The 11505-nt window shown below is 62.0% G+C and carries 13 protein-coding genes; 7 read left to right on the top strand and 6 right to left on the bottom strand.

Features of this window, described 5'->3' with window-relative positions; genetic code table 11:
• The first annotated feature begins 391 nt into the window (after positions 1–391).
• The 6 genes from J1G35_RS25940 to nadS all read left to right on the top strand — a co-directional run bounded on the left by J1G35_RS25940 (position 392) and on the right by nadS (position 4790).
• Positions 392–1156: an SDR family oxidoreductase gene (locus J1G35_RS25940; protein ID WP_053130221.1), complete on the top strand. Its 765-nt coding sequence runs from the start codon at positions 392–394 to the stop codon at positions 1154–1156.
• Between the two features lie 11 nt (positions 1157–1167).
• Complete coding sequence (locus tag J1G35_RS25935) at positions 1168–1968, top strand: SDR family oxidoreductase (protein ID WP_053130219.1); 801 nt, start codon at positions 1168–1170, stop codon at positions 1966–1968.
• A 45-nt stretch (positions 1969–2013) separates the two neighbouring features.
• Positions 2014–2967 carry a sugar-binding transcriptional regulator gene (locus J1G35_RS25930; protein ID WP_053130217.1) on the top strand — a complete coding sequence of 318 codons (954 nt, stop codon included), beginning with the start codon at positions 2014–2016 and terminating at the stop codon, positions 2965–2967.
• A 22-nt stretch (positions 2968–2989) separates the two neighbouring features.
• Positions 2990–3913: a transaldolase gene (gene tal, locus J1G35_RS25925; protein ID WP_223016389.1), complete on the top strand. Its 924-nt coding sequence runs from the start codon at positions 2990–2992 to the stop codon at positions 3911–3913.
• Positions 3914–4185: 272 nt separating this feature from the next.
• Positions 4186–4500 (top strand): type II toxin-antitoxin system RelE/ParE family toxin, encoded by a 315-nt coding sequence (locus J1G35_RS25920; RefSeq protein WP_223016388.1) that lies wholly within the window; start codon positions 4186–4188, stop codon positions 4498–4500.
• A gap of 2 nt (positions 4501–4502) precedes the next feature.
• Complete coding sequence (gene nadS / locus J1G35_RS25915; RefSeq protein ID WP_027607270.1) at positions 4503–4790, top strand: NadS family protein; 288 nt, start codon at positions 4503–4505, stop codon at positions 4788–4790.
• A gap of 23 nt (positions 4791–4813) precedes the next feature.
• Here the strand turns inward: nadS and J1G35_RS25910 are convergent, their stop codons facing one another.
• From J1G35_RS25910 to J1G35_RS25900, 3 genes are all read right to left on the bottom strand, one after another.
• Positions 4814–5998, bottom strand: a complete 1185-nt coding sequence (locus tag J1G35_RS25910) for a sugar transporter (RefSeq protein WP_053130211.1) — start codon at positions 5996–5998, stop codon at positions 4814–4816.
• 123 nt (positions 5999–6121) lie between these two features.
• Complete coding sequence (locus tag J1G35_RS25905) at positions 6122–6409, bottom strand: type 1 fimbrial protein (protein WP_262417423.1); 288 nt, start codon at positions 6407–6409, stop codon at positions 6122–6124.
• Between the two features lie 162 nt (positions 6410–6571).
• Positions 6572–7570 (bottom strand): bile acid:sodium symporter family protein, encoded by a 999-nt coding sequence (locus J1G35_RS25900; protein WP_053130203.1) that lies wholly within the window; start codon positions 7568–7570, stop codon positions 6572–6574.
• 85 nt (positions 7571–7655) lie between these two features.
• On the opposite strand from J1G35_RS25900, the gene J1G35_RS25895 reads away from it, so the two are divergent.
• On the top strand, positions 7656–8444 hold the full coding sequence (locus J1G35_RS25895; RefSeq protein WP_053130201.1) for a helix-turn-helix transcriptional regulator: 789 nt from the start codon (positions 7656–7658) through the stop codon (positions 8442–8444).
• 100 nt (positions 8445–8544) lie between these two features.
• Here the strand turns inward: J1G35_RS25895 and J1G35_RS25890 are convergent, their stop codons facing one another.
• The 3 genes from J1G35_RS25890 to J1G35_RS25880 are packed head-to-tail and all read right to left on the bottom strand — an operon-like array spanning position 8545 to position 11455.
• Complete coding sequence (locus J1G35_RS25890) at positions 8545–9780, bottom strand: Zn-dependent hydrolase (RefSeq protein ID WP_223016386.1); 1236 nt, start codon at positions 9778–9780, stop codon at positions 8545–8547.
• Positions 9773–10255, bottom strand: coding sequence for an L-2-amino-thiazoline-4-carboxylic acid hydrolase (locus tag J1G35_RS25885; protein WP_027607276.1), 483 nt, complete (start codon positions 10253–10255; stop codon positions 9773–9775). Before J1G35_RS25885 ends, J1G35_RS25890 begins: the two co-directional genes overlap by 8 nt.
• Positions 10256–10315: 60 nt before the next feature.
• Positions 10316–11455 carry a branched-chain amino acid ABC transporter substrate-binding protein gene (locus J1G35_RS25880; RefSeq protein ID WP_223016385.1) on the bottom strand — a complete coding sequence of 380 codons (1140 nt, stop codon included), beginning with the start codon at positions 11453–11455 and terminating at the stop codon, positions 10316–10318.
• Positions 11456–11505: the final 50 nt, after the last annotated feature.

The raw sequence follows: 11505 nt of genomic DNA, 5'->3' as shown, positions 1-11505 counted from the left end.
TCCTCACAAACAATGGCGATCAAATGTGGGAGGGGGCTTGCCCCCGATGAGCATGGGTATCTACACAACGTTGGCTCAACGCTGAACGCCCGGCAGATAGAGCAACTGTGGCGAGCGGGCTTGTCCCGCGTTGGGCTGCGTAGCAGCCCCAGTAAGGAAGAACGCGGTGTATCAGACTCTCTGTGGAGGCTGGTTTTGGGGCTGCTTCGCAGCCCAACGCGGGACAAGCCCGCTCGCCACAGGGAGATTTGTCAGGGGTTGAAAAGTTGTATAGATACCCATGCCCTGATGAGGGAGTGTCAGTAGATGCATCTGTCACTGAACCACTGCTATCGGGAGCAAGCCCCCTCCCACAAGAGATCTACTGTGATTTCAAAAATTGGAGTTATTCATGCAGCTTTTTAGTCTTCAGGGCCAAGTGGCCTTTGTCACCGGTGCCGGCAGCGGCATTGGCCAAGCTATCGCCGTCGGGCTCGCCGAAGCGGGCGCGGATGTAGCCTGCTTTGATCTTCCGGGCAGCCCAGGCATCGCCAGCACCGTAGAACGCATCCAGGCCCTGGGCCGTCGCGCCTTGGCGTTGAGCGGTACCGTCACCGAGCGCGCCGCCCTGGATGCAGCGGTCGCGCGAACCGAACACGAACTCGGCCCACTCAGTGTCGCCGTCAACTGCGCCGGCATCGCCAATGCCCAGGCCGCCGAAGACCTGGAGCTGCAACGCTGGCAAACCACCCTGGACATCAACCTCACCGGCATCTTCCTCAGTTGCCAGGCCCAGGCCGCGGTGATGTTGCCGCGTGGCAAAGGCGCCATCGTCAATATCGCCTCCATGTCCGGCAGCATCGTCAACCGCGGGCTGTTGCAGGCGCACTACAACACCTCCAAGGCCGGGGTGATCCACCTGAGCAAAAGCCTGGCGATGGAATGGGCCGACAAGGGCCTGCGCGTCAACTGCATCAGCCCCGGCTACACCGCCACGCCGATGAACTCGCGCCCGGAAGTCGCCGACCAGGTGAAGATCTTTGAACAGACCACGCCCATGGGCCGCATGGCCAGCGTGGAAGAAATGGTCGGCCCGGCGATTTTCCTGGTCAGCCAGGCCTCGTCTTTCTGCACCGGTGTCGACCTGTTGGTCGATGGTGGTTTTGTCTGCTGGTAAGGAGTTTTGTCATGTCGCAACGTTTCAGCGGTAAAACCATCGTGATCACCGGCGCCTGCCGTGGCATTGGTGCCGGCATTGCCGAGCGCTTCGCCCAGGAGGGCGCCAACCTGGTGCTGGCCTCCAACGACCTGGAGCGCGTAACGTTCACCGCCGACCAACTGGCCCGGGAATACAAGGTCGACACCCTGGCCCTGGGCATCGACGTGACCAGCGAAGACGACATCGAAACGCTCTACCGCGAAGGCCACGCGCGCTTCGGCAGCATTGACGTTTCAGTACAGAACGCCGGCATCATCACCATCGACCACTACGACAAGATGCCCCGCGCCGACTTCGACAAGGTACTGCAGGTCAACACCACCGGCGTGTGGCTGGGTTGCCGGGAAGCGGCCAAATACATGGTCAAACAAGGCAGTGGGCGCTTGATCAACACCTCGTCCGGCCAGGGCCGCCAGGGGTTTATCTACACCCCGCACTACGCCGCGAGCAAAATGGGCGTGATCGGCATCACCCAGAGCCTGGCGCTGGAACTGGCGCGGCATAACATCACCGTCAACGCATTCTGCCCCGGCATCATCGAAAGCGAGATGTGGGACTACAACGACCGCGTGTGGGGCGAGATCCTCAGCACCGATGAAAAACGCTACGGCAAGGGTGAATTGATGGCCGAATGGGTCAAGAACATCCCCCTGCGCCGGGCCGGCAAACCCTCGGATGTCGCCGGCCTGGTGGCGTTCCTGGCCTCGGATGACGCGGCCTACCTGACCGGCCAGGCGATCAATATCGACGGCGGCCTGATCATGTCGTAAGGGTTTGGTATCCTCACGGCCATTGTGTCAATAACCGAGGCTTTCATGAGCCAGATCGAAGAACAGCGCCTGATCACCAAGATCGCGAGCCTCTATTACGAAGAAGGACTCAAGCAGTCTGAGATTTCCGCACAGCTGGACCTGTCCCAATCCTTTATCAGCCGCGCCCTGCGCCGGGCGCTGCAGGAAGGCGTGGTGAAGATCAGCGTGATGCGCCTGCAAGGCCTGCACCTGGAGCTGGAAACCCAACTGCAACGCCGCTACGACGTGCGCCAGGTAATCGTGGTGGAAGCCACCGAGCCCGGCAACGATGAAAGCATCAAGCAAGCCATCGGCTCGGCGGCGGCGCACTACCTGGAGACCAGCCTGTCACCCCAGGACCATATCGGCATTTCGTCGTGGAGCAGCACCATTCGCGCCATGGTCGGCCACTTGCATGCCCAGCCGGGCAAACAAGGTGCCCAGGAGGTGGTACAACTGTTGGGCGGTGTCGGCAACAAAGGCGCGTTCGAAGCCACCCTCCTCACCCAACGCCTGGCCACCCTGCTCAACTGCCCGGCGTATTTGCTGCCGTCGCAAAGCATCGAGCAATCGGTGCAGAGCAAGCAACGCATCGTGCAGATGGAAGAGGTCAAGGAGGTGCTGCAACGCTTTGACAGCATCACCCTGGCGATCGTCGGCATCGGCGACCTGGAACCCTCGCAACTGTTGCGCAACAGCGGCAACTACTACACCGAGGACATGCTGCGCCTGCTGGCCGAGCGTGGCGCGGTGGGCGACATCTGCCTGCGCTACTTCGATGCCCAGGGCAAACCGGTGCTGGAAGAAGATGAAGAATTCGTGGTCTCGGTGGCGCTGCCCAAGTTGCGCAGCATCCACCGCGTGCTCGGCCTGGCCGGCGGGCTGAACAAGGTCCAGGCCATTCGTGGCGCGCTCAAGGGCGGCTACCTGGACATCCTGATCACCGACCTGGACACCGCACAGGCCCTCAACCAATAACCTTTTTTGGAGATTGCCGCTCATGACGTCCAAGCTCGAACAACTCAAGCAATTCACCACCGTGGTCTGCGACACCGGCGACCTCGAAGCCATCAGCCGCCTGCGCCCGGTGGACGCCACCACCAACCCCTCGCTGCTGCTCAAGGCCGCCGCCATCCCGGAATACGCCGAGCTGCTGCGCAATGCCGTCAACATAGCCAAGGGCGACGTCGGCCTGGCCTGCGACCACTTCGCGGTGTCAGTCGGTGCCGGGATTTTGAAGGCCATTCCCGGGCGTATTTCCACCGAAGTCGACGCGCGCCTGTCCTTCGATGAAGACGCGCTGTGGGCCAAGGCCAACCAGTTGATCGCCCTGTACGACCAGGCCGGTATCAGCCGCGACCGCGTGCTGATCAAACTCGCCTCCACCTGGGAAGGCATCCGCACTGCCGAACGCCTGGAAAAAGCCGGCATCCAGACCAACCTCACCCTGCTGTTCTCCTTCGCCCAGGCCCAGGCCTGCGCCGACGCCGGGGTGTTCCTGATCTCGCCATTCGTGGGCCGCATCTACGACTGGTACCGCAAGAACACCGGCCTGGACTACACCGGCTCTGATGACCCAGGCGTCCAATCGGTGACGCGCATCTACAACTACTACAAGGCCAACCAGATCAACACCGTGGTGATGGGCGCAAGCTTCCGCACCCTCAGCCAGATCGAACAGCTGGCCGGGTGCGATCGCCTGACCATCAGCCCGGAGCTGCTGCAGAAGCTCGACGAAGACCAGGGCAAGCTGGAGCGCAAATTGGTGCCGGTGACCGAAGGCGAAGCGCGTCAGCCAATGAGCGAAGCACAGTTCCGCTGGGCCTCGAATGAAGATGCGATGGCCACTGAGAAACTCGCGGAAGGGATTCGGCAGTTTGCGCGGGATCAGGAGAAGTTGGAGGCGGTGTTGGCTGCGTTGTAACGCAGATACTCTGCAGGAGCAATCGGCGCAAACCGGGCGGCCCGTGCCCGGTGCGCTGAAATGCATGATGATCAGCATAAAGAAGTCTTGTCTGATTTTTTTGCAGGGACTTCTTCGCCAGTGCTGGGGCCTATACCCCGGTTAGCCAATCTTGGCTAATCCGCCGCAATCACCACCTACCCCATCTAAAACCTGCTTACAACTGCTCAGATGATTCACACGAACGGCTGCATTAGCATTGTCGCCGAGTAAGTCAATGGCGTACATTTGCTATGATTTTTATTGAAACCCCAGTTTTCACCCGACGGGTAATGGAGCTCATGAATCACGATGCCTATCTCGGTCTTCAGGTAGCGTTGATGCTGAACCCCGAAACTGGAGATTTGATGGAAGGAACGGGTGGCATTCGCAAGATCCGTGTCGCCTCAAAAGGCCACGGCAAACGTGGCGGTGCCAGAGTGATCTATTACCACTTCGTATCCGCTTCACGTATTGCGCTGTTGATGATTTACCCGAAAAACGAACAGCAAGACCTGACAAACGATGAACGCAAAGCGCTTAAAGCTGTCGTCGAACACTGGAGATAACCATGAGCAAATTCTTTGATGAGCTGATGGAAAGCGTGCAAGAAATGGATGAAATCGTCCGAGGCGAACGTCAACCCTCGCGTGAGTTCACCGTGAACGCGCTTCAAGTAAAAGAAATCCGCAAGGCAACCGGACTGACACAAGCGAAATTCGCCGCGATGATTGATGTTCATCTCGGCACCTTGCGCAACTGGGAACAAGGGCGAAGAGAACCGACAGGGCCGGCCAAAGCATTGCTAAGGGCCATTCACAATGACCCGGTACATGTTTTGAACGCCCTGGCCCTTTAACCCAATAGGAACCGGCGGCGGATTCAGACGGCGGCGACACCCGTCCCAAACTTGCGAATCGCCAGGCAATACCCCACCAACGCCAGCGCCGCCAGCAGCCCACCCGCCGCGCCGATCCAGGCGAAGCCGAACTGGCTGCCGACCCAACTGCCCATCAGGGCGCCGCCGCCGATGCCGATGTTGTAGATGCCGGAGAACATCGCCATGGCCACGTCGGTGGCGTCCGGGGCCAGCACCAGCACCTTCGATTGCATGGCGAGGCCGAAGCCCATGATTGCCATGCCCCAGAAAATGCTCAGGGTCACCAGGTACGACTCGGCGCCGCTCAACGGCAGCATCAGCGCCAGGCACGCGGCCAGGATAAACACCGCGCCGACCACGAACAGGTGGGGGTTGAAGCGGTGCACCAGGCTGAACAGCAGCGAGCCGATGATGCCTGCGCCGCCGAACACCAGCAGGATCAGGGTCACCGCGCTGCCGCTCATGCCGGCCACGCCTTCGACGAAGGGTTCGATGTAGCTGTAGGCGGTGAATTGCGCGGTCACGGTCATCGCGGTGAGCACGTACAGCGCCACCAGCGCCGGGCGCTTGAACAGCAGCGGCAGGCTGCGCAGGGAGCCGGAGTTCTGGCTCGGCAGCAAGGGCAAGGTGCGCGCCAGCCAGAACACCAGGGCGGCGGCGAAGGCACCGATCACCAGGAACGTGGTGCGCCAGCCCATGGCTTCGCCGAGCAGGCGGCCCAGGGGGATGCCCAGCACCATCGCCAGGGACGTGCCGGTGGCTAGCAGGCCGAGGGCTTGCACCTGCTTGCCTTCCGGCGCCAGACGTACCGCCAGGGAGGCGGTGATCGACCAGAACAGCGCATGGGACAAGGCAATGCCGATGCGACTGACCATCAACAGGCCAAAGCTGGTGGCCACGCTGGAGAGGACATGGCTGGCGATAAACATGCAGAACAGCACGATCAGCAGCTTGCGCCGCTCGACGTTGCGGGTCAGCAGCATCACCGGCAGCGAGGTCAGGGACACGATCCAGGCGTAGATGGTGAGCATCAGCCCGACGCTGGATACGGGCATGTCGAAGCTGGCGCCAATGGCGCTGAGCAGGCCGACGGGGACGAATTCGGTGGTGTTGAACACAAACGCGGCCAGCGCGAGGGCGATGACCGGTTGCCAATTGGCTTGGGGGGTTGCGGCTGAAATGCTCATTGAAGGGCAAGGTACTCTGGCGATGATCAAGCGGCCACCCAGGACAAGCGCCGCCGCCTGGCATTCTATAGGTTTCTCGGCCGGCTGTTGACGCTCATCCCCTTCAAAATACCCTCAGTGCCGTCACGGCATGGTCACCGTGACCACGTAGTTCCCCGACAAGATCGGCGTGCCGGTACCGTCCACCAGCACATACAGCTGGTCGGGACTACGCCCATGGCCGCCGTCTGCCACACGCAATAGCCGGGGCACTGCCCCACCACCCACCGGCGTCACACTGCGCACATCGAAGCGATTTTCACGACCGCCGTCGGCACAACCCTTGACCTCCATCACCGCGCCACTGCGCGCATTTGTCGCACAACCCGTCTCGACGACGCTGCCCGTGAACGCAATGGTGCCCTGCCCCACGGACTGCGCCGCGCCGCACGTGCTCGCCCACAAACAAAGGAGGCTTGTCACTACCGAAAGACGAATAACGCTCATGCCGACACTCCTTATTGGACGCTTAATCAGTAAGTCGTCCGAACAGGCGTTAACTTGAGGTGACCCGTCTCAAAGGTGTGCGCTAGATCAAGGATCCACCTGCGCCATCAATTGCGGAATGCTTTCCGGCCGGTTGGCATAACGCTGCGCCAACGCCGCGCACACCATCAACTGGATCTGGTGAAACAGCATCAACGGCAAAATCAGCACGCCCATACTCGCCCCGGCGAACAGCACCTGGGCCATCGGCACACCCGTGGCCAGGCTTTTCTTCGAGCCGCAGAACAGGATGGTGATGCGGTCTTCCTGGTTAAAACCAAAGGCCTTGGCCAACAGCGTGGATGCCACCAGCACCAGCGCCAGCAGTACACAGCAGGCCACCACCAGGCCGCCCAGTTCCCACAGCGGGATCTGGTGCCAGATGCCTTCGATGACCGCTTCACTGAACGCGCCGTAGACCACCAGCAGGATTGAACCCTGGTCGACGAACTTCAGCCAGGACTTATTACGCCCCACCCACGCGCCGATCCAGCGGCGGGCAATCTGTCCGGCGATAAACGGCAGCAGCAGTTGCACGCTGATTTTGAGGATCGCATCGACGGTAGAACTGCCTTCGCCGTGCACATTGAGTAACAGCGTCACCAGCAACGGCGTGAGGAAGATGCCGAACAGGCTGGAGGCCGCCGCGCTGCAAATCGCCGCCGGGATATTGCCCCGTGCCAGGGAGGTGAAGGCAATCGCCGATTGCACCGTGGCCGGCAAGGCGCAGAGGTAGAGCATGCCCATGTACAAGTCTTTGCCGATCAGCGGCGACAACACCGGTTTGAGCGCCAGGCCCAGCAGCGGGAACAGCACAAAGGTCAGGCTGAACACCAGCAAGTGCAGGCGCCAGTGGCCGGCACCGGCGACGATGGCCTGGCGCGACAGCTTGGCGCCGTGCAGAAAGAACAGCAGCGCGATCGCCAGGTTGGTGACCCAGCCGAAGGCCACGGCGGTCTGGCCGCTGGCGGGCAGCAGAGAAGCGAGGATCACCGTGGCGATCAGGGTCAGGGTGAAGTTGTCGGGCAGAAAACGGGGGCGAGTCATAAGCGAATCTTCCGGGGGTTGCCAAGAGCGTCATTGCGACTCTAACGTAACGGCTTGTTACCGACTAACGCCAACGAGCCACTAAATGCCGCCCAAAGGACATGCCAACACCGTGCGCCGCAGCGTGCCCGGGCTTTCCAGCCTGCCACGACCGGTGTACGGACGCACCGAATCGCTGCCCAACCGCGCGCTGACCCGGCGGCATAGCCATCCGTGGGTGCAATTGTCCTACGCGATTTCCGGGGTGCTGGAGATCCAGACCAGCGTCGGCCGTTTCGTCGCACCGCCCCAGCGCGCAGTGTGGATTCCGGCGGGCATGCCGCACCGGGTGTACAGCTCGCCCCACACCGAGATGCGCAGCCTGTACCTCGATTGCAGCGTCACCGCCTGGGCCTCGGAGCACTGTCACGTGTTGGAGGTGAGCAGCCTGTTGCGCGAGCTGATCAGCCGCTTCAGCGAGTTGCCGGTGGAGTATGCCGAGGACGGGCCGGACGGCCGCCTGGCCCAGGTAGTGCTCGACCAACTCGCCGCCGCGCCCAAGGTCGACTTGATGCTGCCATTGCCCCATGACCCAAGGTTGCGACAGATATACCGCAGCTTGAGCCTGCGCCCGGAACAGCAAACGACCCTGGGACACTGGAGCGAGAAACTGGGGGTCAGCGAAAAGACCCTCAGTCGCCTGTTTTTGAAGGACACCGGTCTGACGTTTCGGGCCTGGCGCCAGCGTTTGAGGTTGTTGAGCGCCCTGCCGGCCCTGGAGCAAGGTGAACGGGTCACCGATGTGGCGTTGAATTGTGGCTATGAGTCCACCTCGGCGTTTATCAACGCGTTTCGGCAGCAGTTCGATGCCACGCCGGGTGAGTTCTTCCGCTGACCTCACCGACGATGAAGAATCACTTTGGGAGGGCCCCTACCTCTTCGACGTAGCGCCTATAGAGGGGGTTTGCCCCCCCACATCAGACCTGTATGTACCGTTAGATCCCGGCCTTGGCCAGGATGGCCTGGAGCAACACATCCGCACCCGCCGTCGACCACTCGGGGGAGATCTCCTCCGCTTCGTTATGGCTCAGCCCGTCCACGCACGGCACGAAGATCATCGCGGTCGGCGCCACCTGGTTCAGGTAGCAGGCGTCGTGCCCGGCGCCGGAAATCATCGGCCGATGGCTGTAGCCCAACGCCTCGGCGGACGCACGTACCACCTCTACACAATCGCTGTCGAAGGCAATCGGTGCGTACTGGAAGATCTGCTTCACGCTGTGCTGCAAGCCGATGCCTTCGGCGATGTGCGCCACGGCGTCGCGCAATTGCTGGTCCTGGCGTGCCAGCACGGCCTCGTCCGGATGTCGGAATTCCACGCTGAAAAACACCCGTCCCGGCACCACGTTGCGCGAGTTGGGGAAGATATTCGCCATGCCCACCGTGGCCCGTCCTTCGGCGCCCTGCTCCAGGCCCAGCCCATTCACGGCCTCGACCACACGGGCAAAACCGAGCAGCGCATCCAGGCGATGGTCCATCGGGGTGGTGCCGGCATGGGCGCTGCGCCCGCTCAATTCGACTTCGTACCAACGCTGGCCCTGGGCACCGGTGACCACGCCAATGGTGATGCCCTGGGCTTCAAGGATCGGGCCCTGTTCGATATGCAGTTCAAAGACGGCATGCACCGCCTGGCCACCCACCGGGTGGGGGCCGGCATAGCCGATCTGCTGCAAGGCCTGGCCGATGGTCACGCCGGCCTTGTCCACGCGGGACAACCCGTATTCCAGGTCGAACACGCCAGCGTAGACGCCGGAGGAAATCATCGCCGGGGCAAAGCGCGAACCCTCCTCGTTGGTCCAGTTGACCACTTCGATGGGCCGGTCGGTTTCAATCCCCAAGTCGTTCAGGGTGCGCAGCACTTCCACCCCGGCGAGCACGCCATAGATGCCGTCGTACTTGCCGCCGAAGGGTTGGGAATCGCCGTGGGAGCCGGTCATCACCGGCGCCAGGTGGTCATGGCGCCCGGCGCGACGCGCAAAGATATTGCCCATGGCGTCCACCCGTACCGTGCAACCGGCCGCAGTACACCAGTGCACGAACAGGTCGCGGCCACGCCGGTCCTCGTCGGTCAATGCCAGGCGCGACACGCCGCCCTTTTCGGTGGCACCGATCTGCGCCATCTCCATCAACGAAGCCCACAGGCGTTCGCCGTTGACCCGTGCCAGGTTACTCATGGGGTTTGGCCCGATAACGGAAGTCGCAGTGGTGCGCGCCGCCCATGATGGTCTGGGTGCGGGTCAGTTCGATGTTCGGGTTGTAGCCGACGATAAACAGCTCGTCGCGGTTGCACGACAGCAAGTGGCCGATCTCGCCCAGGCCCATCTCGTGGTACATCTCGGCGTAGCGGCAGCGCTTGACGTCGTAGTCATAGTGTTCGGCATCGCTGGCGATGATCTCGACCTTGAGCGCGTCATCCTTCTCCCACAGCACTTGCAACTCGACAAAGCTCTTGAGGTCGGCGCCCTGCTCTTCCAGTGCGGCAAAATGCTTGCCGGCCTGGATCGCCGCATTGCCCACGGCTTCGCCGATCACGGCGGCGGCAAAGTCCTTGCCCTGCTCGCGCTTGAGGATCTCGTAGATGGGCTTGATGATTTCCGCTTCGATCCGCCGCCGGGCAAGGATGCCCAGTTCACCTTCCAGTTTGCTCATTGCATCTCTCCATTGACCCTTGCAGGAGCGAGCCAGCTCGCACCTGCAGAGGGGGTGGGTTTATTGGCCGCCCGCCACACTCACCGGCTGCCATTGATTGGCCTTGACCTGGTAAACGGTGAACGACGGTTGCTTCAAGTTGCCCTCGGCATCGAACGCAATCGTGCCAGTCACGCCCGGATAGCTGATGGCGCGCAGCACCGGCAGGTACTTCTGTGGGTCGGTGGATCCGGCCTTCTCGATAGCCGCCACCAACACACCAACGCCGTCATAGGCAAACGGTGCATGCAGTTCGATCGCAGTTTTGTAGCGTTCTTTATAGGCCTGTTCGAACGCCTTGCCACCCGGCATCTGCGCAATCGCCAGGCCCGGCTCCAGGGCAATCACGCCCTCGCCTTCGTTCTGCGCCAGTTGCAGGAAGGTCTGGCTGACAAACCCGCCGGCCCCCATCAGCGGTGCCTTGAGCCCCAACTGCTTGATACGCCGGGCCAGCGGTGCAGCCTGGGCGTCGACGCCGCCGAAGAAGATCAGGTCAGGGTTCTGGCTACGGATATTGGTCAGCACGGCACTGAAGTCGATGGTCTTGTCGTCCACGTATTCGCGGGCAACCACCTTGGCACCACCGGCCTCGATGGATTTGACGAACTGGTCCGCCAGGCCCTGGCCGAATGCGGTGCGGTCGTCGATCACGGCAATACGCTGGGCTTTCAAGGTGTTCAACGCATAGCTGCCGGCCACCTGACCGCCATCGTCGTCGTGGCCCATGATGCGAAAGCTGGTGTCGAAGCCCTGCTGGGTGTAGGCATGCCCGGTAGCGACTGGCGCCACCTGGGCGATACCGGCGTCGTGGTAGACCCGCGCCGCCGGGATGCTGGTACCGGTGTTCCAGTGGCCGACCACGCCGACCACGCCCTCATCCACCAGGCGTTGGGCAACGGTCACGGCGGTGCGCGGGTCGGACTGGTCGTCTTCGGACACCAGCTTGAAGGTCACCGCCTCACCATTGATTGTCGGGTGCTTGGCGTTAGCCTGGTCGATGGCCAGTTGCGCACCGTTTTCCAGGTCTTTACCAATCCGGGCCGAGGGCCCGGTCAAGGGGCCGGCCAGACCGATCAGCACGGTCTGGTTGGCTTGGGCCATGGCGCTCCCCAGGCTGCTCAGGGCCAGGCCAATCAGTGCGGTTTTGTTGAAAGTCTTCATCAGTCGTTCCTGTTTCTTTTCGGGCGGGTCGGAACACGCCGGGCGTCCGG

This window comes from Pseudomonas sp. SH10-3B (genome assembly GCF_019891415.1).
Lineage (GTDB): Bacteria > Pseudomonadota > Gammaproteobacteria > Pseudomonadales > Pseudomonadaceae > Aquipseudomonas.
Note: the sequence above shows the minus strand (reverse complement) of the source record. Positions and strands in the feature narration are given on the sequence as shown.